This window comes from Caldivirga sp. UBA161 (assembly GCF_002506515.1).
Lineage (GTDB): Archaea > Thermoproteota > Thermoprotei > Thermoproteales > Thermocladiaceae > Caldivirga.
The window spans coordinates 1-25829 of record NZ_DAXS01000011.1; the positions used below are offsets into that span (position 1 = coordinate 1).

Consider the following 25829-nt stretch of genomic DNA (forward strand, 5'->3'; position numbering starts at 1 on the left):
CTGGAGTTAATGTGACTAAGTATACAGCATTAGTAACGGTTAAGCCTCCCCCAGTAACCACCACAACAGTCACTATTCCAGTTAACTTAACCACCACAGTGACCACAGTGGTAACAACCACAGTGGTGAGTACGGTGGTAAGTACTGAGGTAAGCACGTTAACTTCAACCATAGTTAAGAGCATTATTCCCGAGTCCATGGCATTAACCATTACAGTAAGCATCATTGTATTAATTGTAGTGGTTGCATTAATTGCTAGGGCTAAGGTTAAGTAAATTATTCAGCTAATTAGGCTTACTATTCATGAACTAGTGAATATGCGTAATTTAAATTATGGGTAAGATTCCTGGTAAGTGGTTTAAGGCATGACGTATCAGTGATTAATACGCCATGACGTTCCTTTCAAGTTCCTGCAGCTCCTTAAGCGTGTACTCAACCCTCTTCCCATTGGGTAACCTCCTTATTATTATGAAGGGTAGTAAACCCCTCTTAAATTCCTCGAAGGCTATTGCCACTGGGTCTGAGGTACCTATCTCCTTTGGGTTAACTAATGGTGGTGCACCATCCATTAATTGCCTAGTCCTAACTGCAATTATCTTAGCGAACTCGTACTTAGTTATTCGGGGTGGGTAAGGTAATTTACCATTCCTAATTAAAGAGTATAATTCGTCAATCGTTGACATGCCTGTCTTCAATAAATAAGCCCTTTATAAACTTAACTACACAATCCCTAAGGGGCCTTTACCCACGAGTGCGTTAATGAGGGTATTATGAGGATAACTATTAAAGGGAGTTAAGCATCTTTACAGTAATGGAGGATATAAGGAAGTGCATACTGCTTGACTCAATTAGGATGCTTAATGGTTCATGCAGTATAGATAAGCTAGCCCTATTAATGTACATAGTGGATAAGCAGAGTGGTTTCTCGGTATTCACCTGGAGTATTGAGGATTACTTTCCAGTCAGCCAGGACTTCCTGGATACTGTTGAGGAGTTGAGGAGGGGTGGCTATGTTGTGGTTGATAACGGTAAGGTTAGCGTAACTAGTGTAGCCTTCGACTCATCAGCCTGCAGTAATCACTGGCTCTACGGGAGGTTAATAAGCTACGTCAGTGACGTAATAGGTAAGTATAGGGGTAAGGACGTTAATGAACTTTTAAGTGAAGTAGTGGAAATACCCTAACCCAAGTACTCATTGCCCTAAGGTCCACTTAACTTCACTTACCAGTAACCTTAATGGTGCCTTAACATCATTGATGATGACTAAGGTTTACGCATATTTAGGGTCAATTCTCATGCTAAGAAACGCTTAAAACCGCTGGCTCAACATCGTTGCTTAATGGGTAAGGTTAGGCCAGCTTACATTAAGAGGGTTGGTAGGATGCTTATGGAGCAGTACCCTGATAGGTTTACTGAGGACTTTGAGCACAATAAGCAGGTGGTAGGTCAGTTGGTGGAGGGTGCTTCGAAGAGGATTAGGAATAGAATTGCAGGTTACATAACATCACAGGTTAAGCGCATTAAGGCTGCAGGTGAGGAGGAGTTGGGGGAAAGTGAAAGTGTAAAAACCAGTGCTGAGGGTGGTTCCTAATGGTTCTGCAGAAGGGCGACTACATACTACTGGACTACACCATGTTGACGAAGGATGATGGTAAGGTTATTGAGACTACCATTGAGGAGAAGGCTAAGGAAGCTAACATATATGATCCTAACCAGGCCTATGGACCAAGGTTAATAATACTTGGTGAAACAAAGATCTTCGAACCCCTTGAGGAGGCTTTACTGAAGAGTGACGAGGGGTCTGAGGTTACCGTGGAGGTACCCCCTGAGAAGGCCTTTGGCTTAAGGGACCAGGGTAAGGTTAAGGTTATTTCAATTAGAGAATTCTACAGGACTGGTAAGGTACCTAGGGTTGGCGACATTGTTGAGTACAATAATCAGAGGGCTAGGGTTATCTCGGTTTCAAGTGGTAGGGTTATCCTAGACTTCAACCACCCATTGGCGGGTAAGGTGATTGTGGTTAACGCTAAGGTTGTTAAGAAGCTCACCAATGATGAGGATAAGGTTAAGGAGATTGTTAGGCAGTACTTACCTAGGTTAGACATGAGTAGGGTTGAGACTAAGCATGAGAATGGCCAAGTAACAGTAAAGCTACCCTCAGAGGTACTCTTCATTGAGGGCATTGGCACAATTAAATTCAGGATAGCTGAGGAATTAGCACAGAGGTTCACTGACGTTAAGAAGATAATTTACGTGGAGGAGCTTGAGGTAACAAGGGAGGAACAGCAGGCCCAGCAACTACAGCAGGCTACACAGGGGGCTCAGCAGCCCCAACAGCCGCAGGCTACGGAGGCGCAGCCGCAGCAGGCTCAAGGTGGTTCAAGTGAGTAGTACTCATAATGACCCAAAGGTCCTATTAACCGGTACAACAACAGTGGGTATTGTTACTAAGGAGGGTGTTGTATTAGCCACAGACAGGAGGGTTACTGCAGGCTACTACATAGCGCATAGGAAGGGTAGGAAGATATGGAAGATTGATAATCATGCGGCGGCAACAATGAGTGGAGCGGTTGCTGATGTACAAATGATACTTAATGAATTAACGCACTTAGCAATGGACTATAGGATAACGCACCAGGCCCCAGTACCCATTAAGACATTAGCCAACTACGCTTCAGTGGTAATGTTCTACAGTAGGCCGATGATATACATAGCTCACATGATAATTGGTGGAGTGGATAATGAGGAGGGGCCAGTATTATATGCAGTTGACTGGTATGGTAGCTTCACAAGGGAGGAACGCTTCATGTCAACTGGTAGTGGTTCACCAACAGCCTTCGGTGTCCTTGAGGATGGCTATAGGGATGGCATGAGCCTTGATGATGCAGTTAAGTTGGCTGCTAGGGCTGTTAGGGCGGCAATGCTTCATGATCCAGGAAGCGGTGAAGGCATTGATGTAATAACCATAACTAAGGAGGCCGGGTATAGGGAGGTTCAGGTTTAAGTTGAATTCCATCATTGGTTAAGTAATTTCACTTGGATAAAAGTTCAATAGCCTTATTCACAGTATCCTCAATCACCCTCATGTAAGCTACCATATCATTAACCGTTAACTTAGCCTCATGAAAACCCCAAACATGTAGTGAATATGCAGCAGCCCAACCAGCAGCCACCCAATCACCTAGCGTTAATGCTAATGTATTACTAGCCTTCTGCAGCAGGTAAGTGAACCATTTACCAGCTTTAATGGCCTCTAAGTACTCAGGCGTATTATACTTCTCCGTAAGCGCCTTTATAACTTCCTCAACAGCCTTATACGCCTTCTCACTGGCTTGAACAGCATCATTCCTCCCTAAGTAATCTTTACTTTCGCTTAGGTACTTCTTAGCTAATTCAATCCTTATTTTAATACCACTTGATGGGTCACTTTTATCGATAGCATTTACTAGTATATCGATAATATCTAGTCCCCTCTTTTCGGCTTCTCTAAGAATTTCCACGGGTACCTCCACGGTATTTTTACTACCTTGGCTGCAACTTAAATATATTTAACTTCGCTCTTAAAGATTTTAGGATACTCGTGGGTAGCACTGATTAGAGAGCAATAGTAGCCACCATAAGGGATGCTGAGAAAGTATAATGTAAATAGCCACAATACCTCCAATATACTATAAGCCTGACTATGAGGCGCTAAGGAGGTATTTGCTTAAGCTAATGGAGTTAACATCACTACCAATCTACATTTATAACTTCCCTAAGGCTATTGGATTTGACTTAATTCCTGGCATTCTTGAGAGGCTACTTAAGGATAGTGGCAGCGTACCGGAGTTAAATGGTAATGGGGATACTGAATTTGATGTAACGCCTATAAGTGGCTTACCAAGCTACATAGCCTCACTTCAAGCGGCTTCACTAATGGCTATGGTTAAGATTGCTGAGGCTATTGGTGATGAGGCAATGGTTAAGAGGGCTAGTGAGGCGCTGGCTAAGGGGACTTTGAATAATTTATTCGATGGCAGTAAATTCATTGATGAGGCTGTGGTTAAGCTTAAGGGTATTTTACTAGAATTAAGTCAGATGAGGTTGTCTATCCATCAGTGTATGAGGTTCACCTAGGCTGCTGGGCCTCAGTGGTAATAATCATTAGGGTTCTTAGGGAATTGGGTTTAAGGGTTAAGGGATATTCTTACTTGAATTATGAACTGTCGGTGAGTAGGTTACGTAGGCTTAAGAGGGTTTATGTACTTATTAAGCTGATTAAATATAAGTTATCTAGAAGGAGGGCTCTAATGATTAATACTGCTCAATATAGGGGGATTAAGCATGAATCGCAGTATAGGTATTTAAGTGAGGATTATATTGAGAAATACTTTAACGCTGATTATGAAAGGTACATTATGTAGCTTATTGCTGAATACTCATGTATGCTTCCTGGAGTGAAAAGCTTATTAAATAGGATTAATTTTTGCTCCTGATACCATGTCTGAGAATTATAGGGCACCCATAGTGGTTGTTGTTGGGCATGTGGATGTTGGGAAGACTCTACTGTTGGATAAGATTAGGAACACTATGGTAGCTTACAGGGAACCAGGTATGATTACTCAGCATATTGGCTTATCCTACTTACCCTGGCCTATTATTGAGAAGTATGCGGCCCCAGTTATTGAGAGGTATAGGTTGAGGGGTAAGGTTTGGGTTAAGGGCTTCCTAATGGTTGATACCCCAGGCCACGCAGCCTTCTCCAACCTTAGGCGTAGGGGTGGTTCAGTGGCTGACTTAGCCATACTTGTAATTGACTTAACCAGGGGCTTTGAGGAGCAGACTTATGAGAGCCTAATACTGCTTAAGAGTAGGAACATACCCTTTGTCGTTGCTGCTAATAAGGTTGATAGGATATATGGGTGGAAGCCTATGCCCAACGCCTCAATACTGGACTCCTACAATGCCCAGGATGAGGATACCCAGGGTAGGCTTGAGGAGGCTTTAGCTAGGATAATTGAGGACTTCAATAGGCAGGGCTTTGAGGCTGAGAGGTTCGATAGGATAACTGACTTCAGTAGGCAAGTACCCATAGTGCCCACCAGTGCAGTCACAGGTGAGGGTATCCCGGATTTACTGGTCCTAATGGCTGGTTTAACCCAAAGGCTTGTTAAGGATAGGTTAAGGCTAATGGGTGGTCCAGGTAAAGGTGTCGTAATGGAGGTTAAGGAGGAGAAGGGGCTTGGCACAACAATGGATGTTGTACTTTACGACGGTATCTTGAGGAGGGGGGACACCATAGTTGCCATGGGCCTCAACGGCCCTGTGGTGACTAAGGTTAGGATGATGGTTATGCCTAAGCCACTTGATGAAATGAGGGATCCTGAGGACAAGTACATGCATGTTAATGAGGTTGAGGCGGCGGCTGGAGTTAAGGTGATTGCCGATGGGTTGGATGAGGTTGTCCCAGGTTCATTAATGTACGTGGTGCAGGGTGACCCTAAGCCATACATTGATGAGATCATTAAGGATGCTGCATCAGTTAAGATTGAGACTGATCAAGTGGGTGTTGTGGCTAAGGCAGACACCTTAGGTACACTTGAGGCCATGGTGCTTTACCTAAGGTCACAGGGGATACCAGTTAGGAAGGCTGATATTGGTCCAGTAACCAGGAGGGATATAATAGACGCCTCAGTGGTTAGGAGGAAGAACCCACTCTACGGTGTAGTACTGGCGTTTAACGTTAAGGTCCCTAAGGAGGTTGAGGAGGAGGCTAAGGTTCAATTAGTCACAATATTTCAAAACAACATACTTTACAGGCTTGTTGAGGAATTCACCAAGTGGTTTAATGAGGAGAAGAGTAGGCTTATTGAAAGTGAGTTAAGTAAGTATGTTAGGCCTGGTAAAATAGCCATAATACCAGGCTACGTATTCAGGAGGAGTAATCCAGCAATAGTGGGTGTTGAAGTGTTGGGTGGTTTAATTAAGCCGGGTTACAAGTTAGTTAAGGCTAATGGGAAGGAGGTTGGTGTTATTATGCAGATTCAGGATAAGGGTAAGCCAATTCAAGTGGCTAAGAAGGGTATGAGCGTGGCAATCTCAATAGAGGGTAATGTAATCATTGGTAGGCACATTAAGGAGGGTGACGTACTCTACGTTAACGTACCCCTTGAGCATGCTGTTAAGTTAATAATGCAGTATAAGGATCATTTAAGCAGTGATGAGGTTGAGGTGCTTGAGGAATTCATGAAGCTTAGAAGCACATGGAAGGCTCAAGCCCAATGAACGCTCATTCACCTCTTCACGTATAGCCAGCATGCCACGTATATACCCTTCTTAACCTCAACCATAGGAGGCTCCTCCCTACGGCAAATATCCATGGCATACGGGCACCTTGGATGAAACCTACAGCCACTGGGTGGGTTAGCTAAATTAGGCGGCTCACCTGCAACAACCTTCCTCTCACTAAACCTATTCTTAGGGTCTGGGTCAGGTATAGCCTCAATTAAGGCCTGAGTATATGGGTGGTGGGGTTCCTTTATCACATCCCTATAGGGCCCAATCTCAGCCATCTTGCCAGCGTACATTACCAGAATCTTATCACTGAAGTACTTGGCTGTGGAGATATCATGAGTAATGTAGGCGAAGGCAATCTTATCCCTCTCCTGAATGCCCTTAAGTATAGTGAGAATCTCAACCCTCACTGAGGCATCAAGCATTGAGACTGGTTCATCAGCAACTATGAAGTCTGGCCTAGTGACAATAGCCCTGGCTATGGAAACCCTCTGCCTCTGACCCCCTGAAAGTTGATGAGGATACTTGTATAGGTAGTCATTAACCGGAGTCAACTTAACCTCCTCAAGGGCCTTATGAACCAATTCATCCCTCTCCCTTGAATCAACACCATTAACTATCAGTGGTTCCTCAACAATGAACTTAACGTTGTGGTAAGGGTTAAGGCTTGAGAATGGATCTTGGAGAACAATGGCAGTTCTCCTCCTGAACCAAAGCAGGTTACTGTCCTCCTCGTGGGTAATGTCCTTACCATCGAAGAATAATTCACCCCCAGTGGGCTTAAGAAGCCTAATGAGGACCCTACCCAATGTCGTCTTACCACTACCTGACTCACCCACTATTGCCATGGTTTCACCACGGCCAATACTAATGCTCACATCATCAACAGCCTTAACGTACCTAGGTTTTGAAAATAAGCTAGCACGCATAGTATACCACATCCTTAGCCTATGAGCTACAACAAGCTGATTACTGTTAATCCACGGCGTATCTGAGAAATCGAGCATTATTTCACCGCGGCATTAGCTTAACCATAATGGGTATTTAAGTATTTAACTTCATGAAAATACATAACTCAGATTAATCAAGGCCTTAATTCTCACTAAAAATAGACGCAGAAAACATTATTTCAATTAATTTCTTATCATCATTTACAATTATTGTTTAATCAACATAATGAATAAGCAGTGGCTGCACTTAACCTTAAGGTGAGATTTAATTAATGGCTAATCACTTAAATAGGTGGGATCAATGATGAAGCGTGCCTCTGATTAAATGAGGGTATTGAATTAGCTTTTGCATAACGTTTATAAACACCTTAGGGTAATGAGACATGTCTTGAGGGTGTTTATGGAATGGCGCTTAGACCTGATATAGAGGAGAAGATTATTAAGATGCTGCCTGAGGAGGCTAAGGTAACTAGGATTGAGTTTGAGGGCCCTCACGTAACAGTGTACTCCATTAACCCAGGCTACATCATGAATAATAGTGAGTTAATAAAAATGCTTGCTAAGGAGCTTAAGAAGCACATTATAATTAAGGGTGATGAGAAGGCTAGGGCGCCTAAGGAGGAGGTTGAGAAGGTTATTAGGAAGATGATAACTGATGGCGGTAATGAGGTTGATAAGGTTTACTTTAATGATCAATTGGGTGATGTCTACATATTCCTAAGGAAGCCCCAGGTTATTAAGGGGCTTGATAAGGCTATATTATCTCAAACAGGTTGGAGGCCAGTAATAGTTTCAACAGCCCTAGACATGTCTAAGGGTTTACCTAGGGATGACATAGATGCTGTCAATAATGTGGATATGTTGATGAGTAAGGAGAGGGCTGAGTTCCTGAAGAGCATTGGCTTAAGGATACATAGGCTACCGGTGTATAAGAATGAGTACGTTAAGGTAACTTGCCTAGGTGCATGCTTCGAAGTTGGTAGGAGCGCATTACTTATTGAGACCAGTGAAAGCAGGGTCCTGCTTGATGCTGGTGTTAAGCCCAGTGGGGGTATGGATGAGGCCCCATTTTTTGACGTAATAGATGTGGATAATTTGGATGCTGTGGTGATCTCCCACGCTCACCTGGATCACATAGGCATGTTACCTTACCTCTATAAGTATGGTTATAAGGGCCCAGTATACATGACTGAGCCAACCAAGTACCTAATGGAGATTCTCCTAACGGATTACATAGACTTATCCTCTGAGCGTGGTTACTCGTACTATGGGTTAAGTGAATTAGCCTCAAGCCTATACCATAGCATCACTGTGGATTACGGTGATGTTACTGATATTTCACCTGACATTAAGTTAACCCTCTATGATGCTGGGCATGAGATTGGCTCAGCCCTATCCCACCTCCACATTGGTAATGGATTATATAACATAGTTTACACCGGTGACTTCAAGTATGGGCCATCCAGGTTACTTAACCCAGCCCACAGCATCTTTAAGCGTGTGGAGTTGCTCATAATGGAGTCAACCTACGGGGGTAAGGATGATGTTCAGAAGCCTAGGGAGGAGGCTGAGGCTGAGTTAATTCAACTAATTAATAAGACCATTGAAAACGGCGGTAAGGTGCTTATACCAGTCTTCAGTACCGGTAGGGCTCAGGAAATATTATTCCTACTTAATGACTCAATGCAGGTAGGTAAGTTGGCTAAGGCCCCAATATACGTTGACGGCATGGTTCTTCAAACACTTAATGTCCACTTAATGTTCCCAGATTACTTAAACAATAATGTTAAGGAATTAATATACGATGGCGTTAACCCATTCATCTCAGAGTACGTTAAACCAGTGGAGAGGGCTAGGAATCCTGATAAGAGGCAGGAGCAGGTCATGGATATACTGCAGGGCCCACCATCAATAATACTGGCGCCGCATGGTATGCTTAATGGTGGACCTGCGATGGATTACTTCGTGCATATGGCTGATGACGCTAAGAACAGCTTAATATTCGTATCATACCAGGGGGAGGGGACTCTGGGTAGAAGGCTTATTCAAGGTGAACGTAAGGTTAACTTAAAGTACTATGACCAAGACATTACGGTTAACGTAAACATGAATGTTTTCCATGAACCAGGCTTCTCAGGCCATAGTGATAGGAAGCAGTTAATGAATTATGTGGGTAGGATTGAGCCTAAGCCGCATAAGGTTATGCTTGTTCACGGTGAACCAGGTAAGTTAATGAACCTGGCATTAAGCATAGAGTTGAAGTATAAGATAGATACAGTCATGCTTAACCACCTTGAGACAATTAGGTTAGTTTAGGGAAATGTTAATTAATGTTGACTTGAATTAAGTATTAATGGATGTGTTAATTGAGGTTAATCCATTAAGGATTAAGCCTGAGGAGGTTAGTGGGCTGCAGGTAACCTTGAATACTGTGGATTACATTAAGGGTAATTGGGGTAAGTCATTACTTGAATTAGCCATTGAATTGGAGGAATACGAACCAGTCACGATCAGGGTACCAACCCCAAGGAGGATTAAGGATTTCACTAGAATAATGGAGTTAGCTAATTACCTAAACTTAAGTAAAGTGATAATAAGGCCCCCGGGAAGTAACCTGGATGAGTTCCTTAATGTGGCTGCTGAATACAATATTGTGTTATCATGGTTCATAAATGCTGAAGCAGGCATACCCCCTATTCCTCCACCCCATAGGGTTAGTTTAACAGTGGATATACCGTCATTTAAGGGTTTAAGGAGGCTGCTTGAGTTTCTCCTACCTAACCTCAATATTGTGAGCTTCATGTACGCTCATAATATTAAGAATGGTAAAGGCGGTTACCCAATAATGAATGGCCCCATTGATTACTTGAAGATAGCTAGAATACTGGCTGCATTAGGATGGAATGGAGCCGCTGTTTTGAGTTATAGGGATGAGTTCACAGGGAATTATAGGAATGATGTTAATGCATTGAAGGTGTTCATTGAGAGTGCTGGATCAACCGTGTTGGATAAGGGAACGTTGAGGATGCTTAACTCTATAATGAGGAGGCTAATGGGTAATTCTTAACTAAGGCTCTAATGCCTTGATCCTAATGCTGATTCTTATTCAACCTGTTATCCTTACTATACTTAAGTAATTTACTTATTAAATCCCAGTTAGTTAACCCGGCGTTACTTAACCTATAGTATATTCCATGGCTTGTCTGGACTCTTTCAATTAAATTATGCGCCTCAAGAATATCTAAGTGGTATGTAATGGTTCTGTAATTAACCTTAAGCGCCTTAGCTAATTGACTTGCGTTTAATTGACCACTCTGCTTAAGCAGGGTAAGTATCTTAAGTCTAGTCTCCCCACCCCTGGATGCGTAGAGTAGCCAAACCAATAATCTCCTAACATCCTTATAGTCTCTACTTCTATACATTCACCAGCCTAATTCACGGCTTCTGGTTTAATAAATTACTGAGTCATGGATTTTTACTTAAGTATTATTAACCAAGCGCCTTAATTAGCTTATTAACCACAGAGGTGGCTGATTCACCCATTATTACGAGGTCATTAACGCTGGTTAAGTGAATGGCATCAGGTACCCTATTCAATGACCTTAAAGCATTGTTAAGAGCACCACTAATGAGCATTGACTCATCTCCACTTAAATCATAGTCATACGTACTTAACCCCCTCTTAACCCCACTTATTAAATCACTTAAACCACTTATAAGTATCAGCGCCCTTAACTCAGGATTACTACTAACCATGCCTAAGGCGTACTTAACTAGGCGGCTGCTCCCACTACGCATAATTAGACTAATCGGCAATCCATCCTTAATGCTCCTCCAGGTTACTGCAATTACATTACGGGGATCAGTGGCGTAGGGCTGCGGTGGAGTTATGGCGATGCCGCCATTATCCTGGGGGTCAATTAACTCACCCACCTTGTTTTTAATAACACCCATTGCATTATTTAAATCCACCACGGCATCATACCTGTAGGCCCTTAACTCAACCCATGACATTGGGTTAACTGGGCCATGACCATGACCTAGGGGTAGGGAGTATTGAATGGCCATTGTTATTAATTCCTTAGCCTGCCTAATGGAGTCCCAAGCATTCATACCCTTAGCTAAACCAGCAGCTATGGCTGCTGAGAAGCTGCATCCAGTACCGTGTGTGTTCCCTGTATTAATCCTAGGTGCACTCAACTCCCTGTATTCACCATTATCCCTAAAGTAAACTACATCAATGCTCTCAGCCCCTGTAAGGTGCCCACCCTTAACAATAATAATCTCAGGGTGAAACTCCTCAGCAATCCTCTTAGCCGCTGCCTTGGCATCATCAAGGTTCCTGATTCTGATTCCTGAAAGTTCCTCAGCCTCAGGGACATTTGGGGTTACTACCTTGGCCAGGGGGATTATGGTTCTCCTTAAGGTGTCCATGGCATCCCTCCTCATTAACGGGTCCCCGCTCTTAGCGTACATTACAGGGTCTACAACTAGTGGGAATCCCCACTTCTTAACCACCTTAGCTACGCTCTCCATTATGGGTGAACTACTTAACATCCCGGTCTTAGCTGCATCAACACCAATATCCTCGGCAACGGCATTTACCTGGGCTTCAACAATGCTTGGTTCAACCTCCTGAATCGCCCTAACGCCAAGTGTATTCTGAGCTGTAACGGCGGTTAATGCAACCATGCCGTAGACCCCCATGGCGTGGAATGTCTTTAAGTCAGCCGTAATACCAGCTCCACCGCCTGAGTCGAGGCCAGCTATTGTTAGTGCCTTAGGTAACTTAACCACCATACTTCATAGGGAGTTTAATCACCTTAATAAACACTACTATAGGTTACCTATAACGTAATTATAACACATGCATTAAGGTTAGATCAGCAGTTCCAGCAGTAATCACTCATCATGCAAATGCCTCCTCATCACTAAGGCTTAATCCTCAGGGAGTGGTTAATATGGTTAACTCAACGTTAATGCTGCAGCGTACAGGAGGCTTCATTCTTTAAATTAAGGGAAAGTTAACTAAGTTTTCCAGTATTTCTGGAATATAATGGATTACAGGTAATTCAGGAAAATCAATAGGGAATTCTACATGGGTAAGTAGTCTTTCATATTATCCTACTCATTTATGAGCTGTCTATATACTCCTTCACTCGTAATAATTATGCTTCTTATATTCGACGAGAATTAACTCAACTATGTTCATTAATAAATTGATATATGCAGCGGTGGTTAATGATGGGAAATATTTAAAAACAGACCAGTTCCTTGATTAATTGGGCAATTGGAAAAATGTTGCAACAGCAGGAAAGTCCAATCCCCCGATTGGGGGTTGGGGAAGAGGGTGTGGTTGGTCGGCATGTGTTTGGTGAAGTATGGGGGGTTAATGATAAGTTACTTCAGGATGATGAATACTTAAAGAACCTTGTAATTAAGGCGGCGGAGGTCGCTAATATGCACTTAGTTGATGTTAAGGTTTGGCGCTTTGGAGGTGGGGATAAGGGTGGGGTATCGGTAATAGCTTTAGTGTTGGAGTCTCACATAGCAATACACACTTGGCCAGCATACAACTACGCCACCATTGATGTCTACACGTGTGGTGAGCACTCAAGGCCTTGGGATGCCTATGATTACATAATAAGGCAACTTAACCCCAAGACCTTTACTAAGACTATTGTAGATAGGAGTAGTAAGTGAGGTTGCTGTAATTAAATTCGTTAAACAAAACTAAACACCTATATTTTTCCTCTTCCTCATGCTTTCCCATTCTTAAAATAATGCTCAATATTCTTCACTGCCACTCATCATGTGGTTAAGGTCATCACCACAACTGGGTGTAATTAAGGATTAAAGTATGATGTATGTGGCTATTATTGATAATACTATTGGGGCTATGAACAGTAGTGATGCGAGTATTGGCGTTAAACTAACTGCACTGGAGGCGGCTCTAACCATACCGTAAAATCCATCAGACCCTACTACGCGTATTCTACTTGAAACTTCGGTGTAACTGACCTTAACCACTGGGATTTTAGGATTATTAACTGCATTCAGTATTAGCCTTATTAACTCATCCTTACTAACCCAATCACCAACCACGTGGTAACCAACCTTACCGAAGAAGCCAGTGTACTGATGGTTATCAGTGGTTACTACTTCAGCCAAGTAACCCATTTCCTCCAGCCTCCTCCTAATTTCATTAGCTAGGTCAGGCTTAATGTTATTGCCATCAATAACCACTAGAGCTAATGAAGCGTTATTGAATCCCATTAACAGTATGTATACCCCATTATCCCCAATCTCCATGAATGAGCCAGGAACCTTACTCCTAGGTATGTGAATAACCCTTAGCCTTAACTCACCCTCAGCGTCAGGAGTATTCAGTACCTTCCTTAATCCATTAATTAAATCCTGCACATCATCATCACTCCAGGAATTATCACTACTGAAGCTGTTCTGTGAATCAACGATTATGAATCTATTAATATCATTACCCAATTCCTCAGCGGCCTTATTATAAACATAGGTTGGTATATCATCCATGGACTTCCTTATGCGGGATACCAGGACTAGGTTCTTACCGTTGGCTATTGGTAAAACTACTAGCCTAATATCCCCCGACTCCACCCTTATGATTGGCTTAGCCCTAATTACTTCAGTGTGGTTACTGGATCTAAGCTTAGCCATGGCTTGCTTAACACTATTAACTACAATCATGGTGTCGTCGTATGATGCAGGGTCAACTTCATGACCACCAACACCATGTAGGTACACTAACTTCGTCTTCATTGACTTAGCAACCTTAACTAGAATGGGTATTAAGTCAGCCCCACCCACGTGGCTCACTGGCCCTGCATGGATGTAGGGTACGACTATGAATGAATCATTGCCATTATCCTCAGTTACGTGAATTACGTGGATCCTAATGTCAGAATCTTTAGATGATCTTAGGAGGTGAAACTCCATGAATGATCCATCACCGGTTATCATGGTGTATATGAATGCGCCGAACATTTTCAAGTAGTATAATGTCCCCTTAACCTTATGTATGATTATCATGGAGAGCATTATTAGTATGGATATTAAGAAGAGCACTAGGTCAAGTAGCAGCACCCTGGGCATGCTTATGGCGTCATGGGTTAAGGTACCTATGATTAAGTAGGTGGGTAATTGAATAATTATTACTATGACTAGGAGTAATGCCAAGTCCGTTAAGTAACCTACTGTTGACCTTGATCCAACTGGGTCCTTAAGTAGGGATACCATTAATGATAATGGTGCCAGTGCGGCTAAGGCACCAGCCATAACCACTGGTTTACCTTCAATAATACTCATTGCTGAGTCTATTATTATTGACTCAATCATTATTATTAATACTGTTGTGTAATATATTCTAAATGAACCTACGCCAGTCATCCTCATTGTTATTAACGCTAACGCTATTGAAGCCAGGATATAGAAGGTTGAGACTAGGAGGGAGTATAGTGGATTCAATCCTATTCTGCTTAGGATTAACGGTGGGGTAATTATCATTAGTACTAGGCCTATTAACCTAATTAAGCTGCCTGCATGCATGCCGAAGAGTATCCCATAGCCGCGTTCAAACCTCCTACTCATTTAGCGGTTCACATAAGTGTTAATTATTTAAAAGTATCCGCATAGGGAATGAAGCCTCAAATTCAGTTAACTAATGAATCACCGGTAGCGCATTGAGTGCACAGCCCCCGTGCAGTGATCTCAGTATCATACTGGTCATTCTGGGGAGAAAAATATAAAAACACTAAAGCTTAATGTAGAAGTCTATGAATAAGGAATGTGTTCGACACTGCGTAGCTGAGTGCTACGATAATGACATTGGGGTTAATGAGAGCTGCCTCTCAGACTGCATAGAGGATTGCCTCATTACCTTACACGCCAAGCCGGCTACACTGGAGATGAAAGTTTATAAACCTACTCAGTGATGATGTAGGCTTGTGAGTAGTGCTAGGAGGGATTCTCAAACATCATTACTGCCATTACCGATACTACGAGCGGAGGATTCAGGAGGATACATAGCCAGTGAGGATAGGTGGGCTCTCGTTGAATCATACGTGAGGAGTTACGGGTTAGCTAGGCATCAGATAGATTCATTCAATGATTTCGTAGATAGGAAGCTTAAGGAGATAGTCCAGGAATTCAACATAGATTTAGGTGATGTTAAGGTTAAGTTCATTGATGTTGAGGTGGGGAAGCCGAGGTTTAAGGAGCCCACTGGGGTGGAGAACGTAATATACCCAATGGAGGCTAGGTTAAGGAACATAACCTACGCAGCACCCATGCGGCTTAAAGTCATGCTTTACATAAATGGTGAGGAATACACTGAGACTGTCCCCCTAGGTGACTTACCCATAATGGTTAAGTCAAAGTACTGTAACCTATATGGCCTAAAGCCACAGGCCATAGTTAGGAAGCTTGAGGACCCAAATGACCCAGGTGGCTACTTCATAATTAACGGTAGTGAGAGGGTTGTGGTTTCCCAGGAGGATCTAGCCCTTAATAAGCCAATATATGATTACGATGAGAGGGGAGCCACTAGGATACCTAGGGCTAAGATAATATCCATGGGTCCAGGCTACAGGACTACTGTGGTGGTTGAGTATCATAAGGATGGTGTGATTTACGTCCAGATACCTAAGATACCCACTAGGATGCCATTCCCAGTGGTTATGAGGGCCCTCGGCCTTGAGAAGGACCAGGACATTGCCCTAGCCGTAAGCGATAATGATGAGGTACAGAGGGAGTTGCTTGCATCATTTGAGATGGCTATTCAAATAGCGCCAACGGTTGATGAGGCTAGGGATTACATAGGTAGGAGGATTGTGCTTGGCCACCCAAGGGAGATAAGGATTCAGAGGGCCCTTGAGTACCTTGATAAGTACTTCCTCCCCCACCTAGGCACCACACCTGATGATAAGGTTAGGTTAAGTAAGGCTATTGAACTTGGCCAAGCGGTGGCAGGTGTCATCGAGCTTTACAAGGGTTGGAGGCAGCCTGATGATAAGGACCACATGTCTAATAAGAGGGTTAGGTTAGTGGGTGACCTACTGGCGCAATTATTTAGGTCAATATTTGCGCAGTTTGTTCAGGATCTTAGGAATCAATTGGAGAAGCAGTATTCAAGGGGTAAGATACCTGAGTTAAGAACAATAGTTAGGGCTGATATAATTAGTGATAGGCTTAAGCACGCCTTATCAACAGGTAATTGGGTTGGCGGTAAGACTGGGGTTACTCAGATGCTTGATAGGACTAATTACATTTCAACAATAAGCCACCTAAGGAGGGTTGTATCCTCACTAAGTAGGACGCAGCCGCACTTTGAGGCAAGGGACCTTCATCCAACCCAATGGGGTAGGTTATGTGCCATAGAGACCCCTGAGGGGCAGAACTGTGGTTTAGTTAAGAACATGGCCCTTATGGCTACCGTAACCGTGGGTGTTGATGAGGCCAGTGTGGAGGCTATGTTGAGGGAAATGGGTGTTATTAATGTTCTTGACGCCAGGAGGAATGAGATTAAGGGAGCTAACGTTATACTCAATGGTAGGTTAATAGGCGTTCATAGGGATCCGCAGGCGCTTGTGAATGCCATTAGGGAGGCTAGGAGGAGGGGAGATATTAATGGTGAGATTAATGTTGGCTACATTGAGAAGCTTAATGAAGTTAGGGTTAACTGCGATGGTGGTAGGTTAAGGAGGCCATTATTAATTATAAGTAATGGTAAGTTAAGGTTAACTAAGGAGCATATTGAGAAGTTGAGGAGTGGGGAGTGGACTTGGGATGACTTGGTTAAGAATGGTATAGTGGAGTACCTTGATGCTGATGAGGAGGAGAACGCCATTGTAACCATAGGTGATACTAAGGATGTTGACTTAAGCAAGTACACCCACATGGAGATTATACCAAGCATAATGCTGGGTGCCGTGGCTCACATAATACCTTACTCTGAGCATAATCAATCGCCCAGGAACATTTACGAGGCAGCCATGGCTAAGCAATCCCTCGGATTCCCCTACTCAAACTACAGGTATAGGATTGATAGTAGAGGGCATTTATTACTCTACCCTGAGAGGCCTCTAGTAACCACAAGGGGCCTTGAGTTAATAGGCTACAGTATGAGGCCATCAGGCCAAAACGCAGTGCTTGCGTTAGTATCATTCATGGGCTATAGTATAGAGGACGCGGTCATGATTAATAAGGCAGCCATAGAGAGGGGTATGTTTAGAAGCATCTTCTACAGATCATATGAAACTGAGGCCATGAGGTACCCCATGGGTGAGAACGATAGGATAACAATACCACCACCCACTGTTAGAGATTATAGGGGTGCTGAGGCCTACGCTCACCTGGATGAGGATGGCATAGTGCCGCCGGAGGTCTTCGTTTCAAGTAAGGAGGTTTTAATAGGTAAGATAAGCCCACCAAGGTTCTATAGTGCATTAGCCGAGAGCCAACTTGCCGGTGAGTGGAAGGATAATTCAATAACAGTGAGGAGGGGTGAGAAGGGTATTGTTGACCAAGTGCTAATAACTGAAAGCAGTGAGGGCTTTAAGCTAATTAAGGTTAAGGTTAGGGAACTTAGGATACCTGAGTTAGGTGATAAGTTCGCTTCGAGGCATGGGCAGAAGGGTGTGGTGGGTATGATAGTGCCTATGGAGGACATGCCCTTCACTGAGAATGGTATAACGCCGGATGTGGTGATTAATCCTCATGCCTTACCAAGCAGGATGACTATTGGGCAATTGCTTGAAGCCATAGCAGGCAAAACCGCTGCACTATACGGTACACTTGTTGATGCAACGCCCTTTGAGGGTGTTCCTGAGAGTACGATTAGGAGCATGTTGATGAAGGCAGGGTACAGGTGGAGTGGTAGGGAGACAATGTACAGTGGATTAATGGGCACTAGGCTTGACGCAGACATATTCATTGGGGTGGTGTACTACCAGAAGCTACACCACATGGTTGCCGATAAGATACACGCCAGGGCAACTGGACCAATGCAGATACTTACTAGGCAGCCAACGGAGGGTAGGTCGAGGGAGGGTGGGTTGAGGCTTGGTGAAATGGAGAGGGATGTTTTAATAGCCCATGGAGCTGCTGCGCTGCTTCATGAGAGGATGGTTGAGTCAAGTGATAAGTACACGATGTATGTGTGTGAGGACTGCGGCATGATGGCTTGGTGGGATGACTTTAAGAAGAGGCCAATATGCCCAATACACGGTGATAAGGGGAGGATAGCTAAGGTCATTGTACCCTACGCCTTCAAGCTACTGCTACAGGAGTTAATAAGCCTAGGCATATACCCAAGGCTTAAGCTCTCTGAGCCAATAGGGTAATGGGCTACTTCCCAAACTTCACCTATAGCCCATCAGACGACACTCATCAAACACTCAACGTTACCCTAGCCTTACTTAAATTAAGGAGTAGGTACGACTACTTCATTGAGGTGGGGAGTGGTTCAGGCTACATAATAATTAATGTAGCCAAGAGGTTTAATTCATTTAAGAAATTAATTGCAACTGATATCAACTGCACTGCCGTTAGGGAGACAATTAAGCGTGCTGAGGATGAGGGTATTTATATTGATGCAGCCTGCTGCAACCTTACTGACTGCTTAAGGAGTCTTAGTAATTCATTAATAGTATTCAACACACCATACTTAACCTGCAGTAATGATGAGTTAAGTAGCGGTGACCCAGCCTACGTGTCAATTTGCAGGAACTACAGGGGTGATGTCTTAGCGGACTTATTTAACATTATTAAGACAGGATGCTGCGAATTCATCCTCACAGTTAGTGGTGATGGGTTAGAGTTCTTGTCATCTTTAATTAGGGGTATTGAGCCATTATACTTCATTGACGCCCTCTTCAATAGCCACATGTTTTTTGAAGATGTTGTAACACTGCATTTAATCCCTGGGATTAAGCAACCTCAACCATGATGTTTAACAGCGCTTCCCCAATATCTGAAATATACTCAAGCATCCTGGCTATGCTATATAGGACTGAGTCGAATGAAGCTATTATTGTTGGTGATGTTTCATATTCCCTTAAACTTCCCTGAAGTCCACGAACCTCACGCGCCTTCTCCCTAGCTAAGTCTATTAGGTTATTGATTTCATTAATATTATTAGTCATTTGGGATGAAATCGTCTTACTTAACACGCCTATTAACTCCATTACCTTATCCACGTATTCAATCACCTTATCCCTCTGCTCCTTAGGAATACCCATAATGTATTGCTGACCCACCTGTAGTAGTTCATTAGCTATCTGAACTATGTGGTCTGAAAGCCTCTCAAGCGACTTATTTATTAGAGCGTAGTCAAGTATTGTCCTTGGGTCCTTAATCCCAGACATTGAGGCGTAGTAACTGCTTGTAGTCAGCTTCTTAAGTATCCTATTAAGGAGCCAGTAGAATCTATCAACCTCATTATCCCTCTCCACTATGTCAACTAGGATGTTCTTATCCACAGTACTTAACGCAACCTTAATGTCATCCAGCATGCTCTCAATAACCCTAATAATCTTCAACACTATATCACTTATGCTTATGTCACCAGGTATGTTAATGAGGTTCTGGAGTGTTAACGTATTCCTACCCTCATCAACTATCTCAACCCCGGTTAACTTCCTCCTTGCAACATCCTTAATATCCTTCTTTAATCCTATGGTGTTTTGGTTAAAGAATAGCTTAAACACATCATAACCAGCGAGGTAGTAGCCTAGGGTTACCCTAGTTAACCTATCACCCTTAGCTAATTCCTCAGTGACTTCGATCTTAGCCTCAGTGTAGGATGGCTTAATAGCCTTCTTAGGAACAAGTAGGAGTGACATATCCCTCTGGGGTAGTAGCACAACCTCATCACCCGGTTGAAGGTTTAGTTGCCTAGCCCACTCCTTAGGTAACGACACTATTAAGGTTGAACCACCTGTTAATTGTATCCTCCTGGACTCGGACTCCAGCGCCACTATAGGTCACATTACCTACTTCACTCACCTATAAATATTTTATGCTTAATACTCTAAATCAATTGCTAATCGATAATTAACATTCACTTATATTAAAAACTTACACCTAAATATTACACATTACACCACAGCGCCCTATTTTAAACGAGGAGGTTATTACCACCACTGTTTAAATAAACACATGGAGGTTCAGATTGTTAAGGAGGAGCAGCAGGTAGTTAATAATCCACCTAATATAGGTAGGGAAATCACTGAGCTCGAGAAGTCCTTAAGGAGGATAATAAGTAGCCTAGTGATAACAGGTAGTAAGGATATTGATAGGGAACCGCCCATAGATATATATGAAGATGGGGATAAGGTTATAGTGCTCTTCGATATGCCTGGTGTACGTAAGGAGCAGATTAAGTTGAGGATTGGTATGAATTATATTGAGGTTAATGTTGAGCCCGCAGCTTACATAGCAACAGGTAAGCCAGTACTACTCGAGAGGTTTAGTAACTATAAGCTACGTAGAAGGGTTGAGTTACCATTTAACGTGAAGCTTGATGATGTTAAGGCGTATTACAAGGATGGTGTACTGCAGGTTCACTTAACTAAGTTACCAGGTTATAATACAGCTGAGGTTGCTATTGAATAATTAATTAATTATAGAGCTAATGTTCATTACTTAAACTAGTACTTTAATGCCGCTGGCAAAGCCTTATGATGATATTTATTTTGCTTAAACCTTTAAAAAGGGCTATAGATTCTGCTAATGAATGCGCATTATAGGATTCTCATGGGAGTATCCTAGGATAGGTTCACCGTTAACTGACCTTCAATACCTAGTAGCATCACTCTCATCAGCACTTAAGGCGCTGGGGCATGAGGTAATTATTATTACACAGGGAAGTAGCCAAACTCCTGACTTTGATAGAGTCAAGGTCATTAGTGTTGGCTTACCCATTAAGGATTACCCAAATGTTGTGTCATATGGCCTCAGTTCATCAATACAGGTTGTCGCTAATATGAGGTATAAGGTTAATGGTGAATTCAATAAAATAGTATGCTTCGAGTGGGGTGGATGTATAATGGGGTTATTGGCTAAGGCGACTCAACCATGCTGCCTAAACGCTGAGGTGAATTGCATAGCACTTTCCACTGAGTATGAGCGTGGTGACCCTGACAGCGATATTATTGGTTCATCAATAGCAAGCATTGAGGGGTGGGTTTTCAGGCAGTGCGATAGGGTTTATGGACTTAAACAGAGGACAGTGGATGATTTTAAGAGCAGATTCAATATAAGTGCTGATTACGTACCAGCAATCGATGAGTTAGCTAGGGTGATAACGAAATGAGGGTTCTACACCTCTCCTGGGAGTACCCACCACACATAGTTGGTGGCTTAGGTAGGCACGTATACTATATAACTCATGAACTCATTAGGCTGGGTGTTAAGATTGACGTAGCCACAGTGGGTTATGAGGACACCCATGTTATTGATGAGGGTGTTAACGTACACTTGATTGATGCATTCAAGGTCAGGGTACCTGACTTCACATCATGGGTACACTCATTCAACATATTCATGATGATGGATTTAAGCCACATAAGTGATGTTGATGCAATCCACGTGCATGACTGGTTAACGGCACCAGCGGGTATAGTGCTTAAGCATAGGTTTAAGGTACCCTTAATAGCCACAATACACGCCACAGAGTACGGTAGGAGGGGTGGGTTACATAGCCTTGAGTCAAGGCACATTCATGAGTGGGAGTGGTTACTTGCCTACGAGGCCTGGAAGGTTATAGTGTGCAGTAGCTATATGGCTAATGAGGTGAAGAGTGTGCTTGGTGTGCCTGGTGATAAGATAGTTATGATACCTAACGGCATAGATAAGGCGTTACTCAGCTTTAAGCCTAAGTATGACCGCTCCAGGTACGCTTACCCCTGGGAGCTATTAATAGTCTTCTACGGTAGATTAGTCTACGAGAAGGGGCCTGATTCAGTAATTAGGGCCTTCGCTAAGTTACTGGGTAGAATTAGCAATATTAAGCTCATAATAATTGGCGATGGGCCAATGAGGGAGTATTTAGTTAACCTGGCTAATCAACTTGGGTTAGGTAGTAAGGTTTACTTCACAGGTAAGGTGAGTGATGATGAGTTATACAGCATAATAGCCCACTCAAACCTAGTTATATTACCAAGTAGGTATGAGCCATTCGGCATAAGTGCACTTGAGGCCATGGCGCTTGGTAAGCCATTAATAGCAACAAATAGGGGTGGGCCAACAGACTTCATTAGGCATATGGAGAATGGAGTGCTAATTAACCCAGATAACCCTGATGAAATAGCCTACTACGCTGAAATGCTGCTTAAGGATGAGGGCCTAGCCCATAGGTTAGCCAATGAGGCTAAGGGAACAATAATGAAGGGGTACACTTGGGATATAATAGCTAAGAGGACTTATGAGCTTTATAAAGCAATCATTGAGGAGAGGACTAAGGTTAACTGGTGAGGGCGTTAGCCAAGAAGCTTATCGTAAATCCTCAACGCAATAAGCATATGCCCCTTCCTAGTAGGGTGAACCGCATCAGGAGCCAGAGCCTCCGGCTCAATGTAACTTAACCTTGCCTGGAACTCCTCATGAAGATTAATGAATAATGCCGAATACTCGGCACTAAGCTTCTCAACCCTCTTAACGTACTCAGGCACTAGTTGAAGCACTTTCCTCCTGAAGGTGTCTAAGTCATTAGCCTTGCTTACATAGAATGGTGACATTAGCAGTATCACAGGGTTAATCCTCCTAATGGTTAAGTCAAGCACCTCACTGTACATTTTATAGTAATCATCAGGGGATAACCCTAAGTCACCTCCCAGGAACCTGTGAGCATCATTAATGCCTATTAGCACTGAAACAAGCCTTGGCTTAAGTGAAACCACATCATCCTCCCACCTCTCCTTAAGGTCACGTATAGTATTGCCACTAATTCCCTTATTAATTACGTTAAGCATTAATTCAGGGTGCTGTGAATCAACAATATCCTTAAAGAAGGCTACGTAGCCATTACCCAGGGGAGGGGCTACATCCCTCCTACCACTATCAGTTATACTATCACCTATGAAGACTAATCTATCACCTGAATTAAAAGTGGCCTTAGCCATGAGTCTAGGTAAACTATACTGTATTAAAGTATTACCTAAACCATTAAACGCTTAAATCAAGGCGCCTGCACCTCATAATAATGAACAGTGGGGAGTGCCTAGAAGGCAGTAGGGAGGCTGCTTTAATACTCACTGGCAGTAGGCATGCAATAGCCTTCACGGGCGCCGGCATAAGTACTGAAAGCGGTATACCTGACTTCAGGGGTCCTCAGGGCCTTTGGAGGAGGTTTGATCCATCATTAGCATCAATTGATTACCTCAACACTAACCCCAAGGGCTTCTGGGAATTCTACATTGAGAGGTTTCGTGTACTTAATAGTGCGAAACCCAATAAGGCGCACTTGGCGTTAGCTGAATTGGAGAGGTTAGGTATTATTAAGTACGTGATAACTCAGAACATTGATAACCTCCATCAGTCAGCTGGGTCAATCAACGTAATTGAACTTCACGGTAATTACACTACAGTGTACTGTATGAGGTGTGGAGCCCAGTACCCGTTCACCTTAGCCTTAAGGAAGTATGAGGAGGGTGAGAACCCCCCAAGATGCTTAAAATGCGGTGGAATCCTTAGACCTAACGTAGTGCTCTTCGGTGAGCCTGTTAATGAAATTAACAGGGCCCTTGAGGTGGCTGCCTTAAGTGACGTAGTCCTTGTGGTTGGTTCATCATTAACAGTATACCCTGCAGCCTACATACCCCTTATGGTTAAGGAACATGGTGGTAAATTAATAATCATTAACCTGGAGCCCACTGATTACGATGATTACGCAGACATAGTACTACACTGCAGTGCCTCTGAGGCGTTAAGTGCAATACTTAATGAGGTTAAAGGTATTGTGGCTAATAAGTAGTCGCTTGGCATTAAGAAATTTTAAGGAGTAATTATTATTTTTTATTTTAATTTAAGGCATATATGCTACTAATAGGTTTGCTTAACGTACTTGCTCTCCAAGTAATTAAGCAGGTACTCCGGGTTATAACCTTCATTTAAGCTCCTCCTAAGGAGCTCCTTAGGTTCATAGACTGCACCCCACTTATGAATCCTGTCCCTTAACCAATCCTTAATTGGATCTAAGTGCCCATGCTCCACCAGATTCCTGAAGTCAAGCTCCTTCTCAATCCTACTCAGTATTATTGCGGCAATCACGTTACCGAGGGTGTAGGTTGGGAAGTAGCCTATTGAACCCTGGCTCCAGTGAATATCCTGTAAAACCCCCTCACTATCATTTCTCGGCCTCACACCTAGGTAATTCTCCATTAATGTGTTCCAAGCCTCAGGTAAATCACCTACCTCCATGGATCCCTCAAGGATCCTCTTCTCCAACTCATACCTAATAGCAATGTGGAGGTTGTACGTTACTTCATCAGCATCAACCCTTATTAAACTTGGCCTAACAACATTAAAGTAACTGTACACGTCATCTTCATTAAACTTCCCAAGTATGCTTAACCTTGATTTAAGGATTGGGTAAATTAACCTAACGAAGTACCTACTCCTACCTACTATGTTCTCCATGAACCTTGACTGGGACTCATGGAAACCAGTTGACGCCCCTCTAGCTAATGGCGTGTAGGCTAGTGACTCATCTATTTGAAGCTCATAGAGGGCATGCCCTGACTCATGTATTACTGAGAATAGTGTTGATTTAAAGTCAATCCCCTCATACCTAGTGGTTATCCTGACATCCCCAGGTGCCATACCTATGGTGAATGGGTGAGCTGAGGTATCTATCCGGAACCTCTCCCTAGGCATTCCAAGCACACTGAAGGCCACCTCCTCATTAATGATCCTCATTTCATCAACATTATACTTAATTTCCTCCAACTCATGCTTAATGGGGTAAATTCCCCTATCAATCCTACTCAATAACTGCTTAATACCCCCGACAAGCCTATTGAAGAGTGGGTCTAAGTCATTGGTGGTTAAATTCTCTTCATATAGGTCAAGCAACGCATTGTAAGGATGGCCGCTGTAGCCTAACTTATCTGCAACTTGCCTTGTTAAGTCAATTATTTTACCTAAGTGGGGTTTAAACATGTTGAAGTCAGCCTTAGCCTTAGCCTCCCTCCAAACCACAGAAGCCTTAGTAGTGGTTTTACTTAACTCCTCTATTAGGCTTGGTGGGACTCTAGTGTAGAACTTTAACTCATGCTTAAGCACCCTCACAATACCCTTCTCATAATCATTCAACTTTCCCTCATCTATACTGTTAACTAAGCCTTCTAGCTCAAGCATTAACTTCTGCCTCATTAGCATTAATTGAGATGTTGCAAAACCCCTATACTCAACACCGTTTCTGGGCATGTAGGTTTCAAGATCCCAACCCATTAATGCTAAGGCGTGGTCAAGGGCCCAGATTGGTTCATACTTCTTCAGTACCTCCTTAACCCTACTATCGTTAACGCTAAGCATTAGGGGATTACTGCGTTTGGTTAATTAAGTATTACAGTC

At 43.1% G+C, this 25829-nt stretch carries 25 protein-coding genes and 1 pseudogene; 17 read left to right on the top strand and 9 right to left on the bottom strand.

Annotation, left to right across the window (positions count from 1 at the left end):
• Positions 1 to 275 (top strand): annotated as a pseudogene (locus tag BP896_RS01225) (hypothetical protein); the annotation flags it as partial.
• A gap of 105 nt (positions 276 to 380) precedes the next feature.
• Here BP896_RS01225 and BP896_RS01230 read toward each other — a convergent pair.
• Positions 381 to 683, bottom strand: a complete 303-nt coding sequence (locus tag BP896_RS01230) for a DNA-directed RNA polymerase subunit K (RefSeq protein WP_291764824.1) — start codon at positions 681 to 683, stop codon at positions 381 to 383.
• Between the two features lie 128 nt (positions 684 to 811).
• On the opposite strand from BP896_RS01230, the gene BP896_RS01235 reads away from it, so the two are divergent.
• From BP896_RS01235 to BP896_RS01250, 4 genes are all read left to right on the top strand, one after another.
• Complete coding sequence (locus BP896_RS01235) at positions 812 to 1183, top strand: hypothetical protein (protein ID WP_291764826.1); 372 nt, start codon at positions 812 to 814, stop codon at positions 1181 to 1183.
• A gap of 156 nt (positions 1184 to 1339) precedes the next feature.
• The gene (locus BP896_RS01240; protein ID WP_291764828.1) at positions 1340 to 1591 is read left to right on the top strand and encodes a 30S ribosomal protein S17e; all 252 of its coding nucleotides are present in this window, start codon (positions 1340 to 1342) and stop codon (positions 1589 to 1591) included.
• Positions 1591 to 2391: a peptidylprolyl isomerase gene (locus tag BP896_RS01245; RefSeq protein ID WP_291764829.1), complete on the top strand. Its 801-nt coding sequence runs from the start codon at positions 1591 to 1593 to the stop codon at positions 2389 to 2391. Before BP896_RS01240 ends, BP896_RS01245 begins: the two co-directional genes overlap by 1 nt.
• On the top strand, positions 2384 to 3004 hold the full coding sequence (locus BP896_RS01250; protein WP_291764830.1) for a proteasome subunit beta: 621 nt from the start codon (positions 2384 to 2386) through the stop codon (positions 3002 to 3004). The genes BP896_RS01245 and BP896_RS01250 overlap by 8 nt, the downstream gene beginning before the upstream one ends.
• A 28-nt stretch (positions 3005 to 3032) precedes the next feature.
• Here BP896_RS01250 and BP896_RS01255 read toward each other — a convergent pair whose 3' ends face one another.
• Positions 3033 to 3512, bottom strand: coding sequence for a PaREP1 family protein (locus BP896_RS01255; RefSeq protein ID WP_291764834.1), 480 nt, complete (start codon positions 3510 to 3512; stop codon positions 3033 to 3035).
• Positions 3513 to 3702: 190 nt separating this feature from the next.
• On the opposite strand from BP896_RS01255, the gene BP896_RS01260 reads away from it, so the two are divergent.
• From BP896_RS01260 to infB, 3 genes are all read left to right on the top strand, one after another.
• Positions 3703 to 4116 (top strand): GH116 family glycosyl hydrolase, encoded by a 414-nt coding sequence (locus BP896_RS01260; protein ID WP_414633174.1) that lies wholly within the window; start codon positions 3703 to 3705, stop codon positions 4114 to 4116.
• Entirely contained in the window at positions 4098 to 4403 is a 306-nt protein-coding gene (locus tag BP896_RS01265; protein WP_291764835.1) for a hypothetical protein, read from the top strand. The genes BP896_RS01260 and BP896_RS01265 overlap by 19 nt, the downstream gene beginning before the upstream one ends.
• A gap of 76 nt (positions 4404 to 4479) precedes the next feature.
• On the top strand, positions 4480 to 6264 hold the full coding sequence (infB, locus tag BP896_RS01270; RefSeq protein ID WP_291764836.1) for a translation initiation factor IF-2: 1785 nt from the start codon (positions 4480 to 4482) through the stop codon (positions 6262 to 6264).
• 8 nt (positions 6265 to 6272) lie between these two features.
• On the opposite strand, the gene BP896_RS01275 is transcribed toward infB, so the two are convergent.
• Positions 6273 to 7280: an ABC transporter ATP-binding protein gene (locus tag BP896_RS01275; protein ID WP_291764839.1), complete on the bottom strand. Its 1008-nt coding sequence runs from the start codon at positions 7278 to 7280 to the stop codon at positions 6273 to 6275.
• Positions 7281 to 7628: 348 nt separating this feature from the next.
• Between BP896_RS01275 and BP896_RS01280 the strand changes: the two genes are divergently transcribed.
• Positions 7629 to 9539: a beta-CASP ribonuclease aCPSF1 gene (locus BP896_RS01280; RefSeq protein ID WP_291764840.1), complete on the top strand. Its 1911-nt coding sequence runs from the start codon at positions 7629 to 7631 to the stop codon at positions 9537 to 9539.
• A gap of 37 nt (positions 9540 to 9576) precedes the next feature.
• The gene (locus BP896_RS01285) at positions 9577 to 10290 is read left to right on the top strand and encodes a hypothetical protein (protein WP_291764842.1); all 714 of its coding nucleotides are present in this window, start codon (positions 9577 to 9579) and stop codon (positions 10288 to 10290) included.
• Positions 10291 to 10312: 22 nt separating this feature from the next.
• On the opposite strand, the gene BP896_RS01290 is transcribed toward BP896_RS01285, so the two are convergent.
• Positions 10313 to 10645: a MarR family transcriptional regulator gene (locus BP896_RS01290; RefSeq protein WP_291764844.1), complete on the bottom strand. Its 333-nt coding sequence runs from the start codon at positions 10643 to 10645 to the stop codon at positions 10313 to 10315.
• A 67-nt stretch (positions 10646 to 10712) separates the two neighbouring features.
• Positions 10713 to 12023, bottom strand: coding sequence for a bifunctional hydroxymethylpyrimidine kinase/phosphomethylpyrimidine kinase (gene thiD / locus BP896_RS01295; protein ID WP_291764848.1), 1311 nt, complete (start codon positions 12021 to 12023; stop codon positions 10713 to 10715).
• A 498-nt stretch (positions 12024 to 12521) separates the two neighbouring features.
• Between thiD and speD the strand changes: the two genes are divergently transcribed.
• A complete protein-coding gene (speD, locus tag BP896_RS01300; protein ID WP_291764903.1) occupies positions 12522 to 12926 on the top strand; it encodes an adenosylmethionine decarboxylase in 405 nt (134 codons plus the stop codon).
• Positions 12927 to 13076: 150 nt separating this feature from the next.
• On the opposite strand, the gene BP896_RS01305 is transcribed toward speD, so the two are convergent.
• Positions 13077 to 14846 (bottom strand): DUF2070 family protein, encoded by a 1770-nt coding sequence (locus BP896_RS01305; protein WP_291764850.1) that lies wholly within the window; start codon positions 14844 to 14846, stop codon positions 13077 to 13079.
• A 356-nt stretch (positions 14847 to 15202) separates the two neighbouring features.
• Here BP896_RS01305 and BP896_RS01310 point away from each other — a divergent pair, with 356 nt between their 5' ends.
• A complete protein-coding gene (locus BP896_RS01310; RefSeq protein WP_291764851.1) occupies positions 15203 to 18598 on the top strand; it encodes a DNA-directed RNA polymerase subunit B in 3396 nt (1131 codons plus the stop codon).
• Positions 18598 to 19203 (top strand): hypothetical protein, encoded by a 606-nt coding sequence (locus BP896_RS01315; protein WP_291764853.1) that lies wholly within the window; start codon positions 18598 to 18600, stop codon positions 19201 to 19203. The genes BP896_RS01310 and BP896_RS01315 overlap by 1 nt, the downstream gene beginning before the upstream one ends.
• Here BP896_RS01315 and BP896_RS01320 read toward each other — a convergent pair.
• A complete protein-coding gene (locus BP896_RS01320; RefSeq protein WP_291764856.1) occupies positions 19184 to 20233 on the bottom strand; it encodes a phosphate signaling complex PhoU family protein in 1050 nt (349 codons plus the stop codon). The two genes, BP896_RS01315 and BP896_RS01320, sit on opposite strands and share 20 nt — an antisense overlap.
• Before the next feature lie 181 nt (positions 20234 to 20414).
• Between BP896_RS01320 and BP896_RS01325 the strand changes: the two genes are divergently transcribed.
• The 3 genes from BP896_RS01325 to BP896_RS01335 all read left to right on the top strand — a co-directional run bounded on the left by BP896_RS01325 (position 20415) and on the right by BP896_RS01335 (position 22730).
• Positions 20415 to 20870 carry an Hsp20/alpha crystallin family protein gene (locus tag BP896_RS01325; RefSeq protein ID WP_291764857.1) on the top strand — a complete coding sequence of 152 codons (456 nt, stop codon included), beginning with the start codon at positions 20415 to 20417 and terminating at the stop codon, positions 20868 to 20870.
• A 121-nt stretch (positions 20871 to 20991) separates the two neighbouring features.
• Complete coding sequence (locus BP896_RS01330) at positions 20992 to 21570, top strand: hypothetical protein (protein WP_291764860.1); 579 nt, start codon at positions 20992 to 20994, stop codon at positions 21568 to 21570.
• Positions 21567 to 22730 (top strand): glycosyltransferase family 4 protein, encoded by a 1164-nt coding sequence (locus tag BP896_RS01335; RefSeq protein WP_291764862.1) that lies wholly within the window; start codon positions 21567 to 21569, stop codon positions 22728 to 22730. The genes BP896_RS01330 and BP896_RS01335 overlap by 4 nt, the downstream gene beginning before the upstream one ends.
• Before the next feature lie 5 nt (positions 22731 to 22735).
• Here the strand turns inward: BP896_RS01335 and BP896_RS01340 are convergent, their stop codons facing one another.
• A complete protein-coding gene (locus BP896_RS01340; protein WP_291764864.1) occupies positions 22736 to 23377 on the bottom strand; it encodes an SGNH/GDSL hydrolase family protein in 642 nt (213 codons plus the stop codon).
• An 80-nt stretch (positions 23378 to 23457) separates the two neighbouring features.
• Between BP896_RS01340 and cobB the strand changes: the two genes are divergently transcribed.
• Positions 23458 to 24228, top strand: coding sequence for an NAD-dependent protein deacetylase (cobB, locus tag BP896_RS01345; RefSeq protein ID WP_291764867.1), 771 nt, complete (start codon positions 23458 to 23460; stop codon positions 24226 to 24228).
• Positions 24229 to 24296: 68 nt separating this feature from the next.
• Here cobB and BP896_RS01350 read toward each other — a convergent pair whose 3' ends face one another.
• Positions 24297 to 25790, bottom strand: coding sequence for a carboxypeptidase M32 (locus BP896_RS01350; RefSeq protein ID WP_291764869.1), 1494 nt, complete (start codon positions 25788 to 25790; stop codon positions 24297 to 24299).
• Positions 25791 to 25829: the final 39 nt, after the last annotated feature.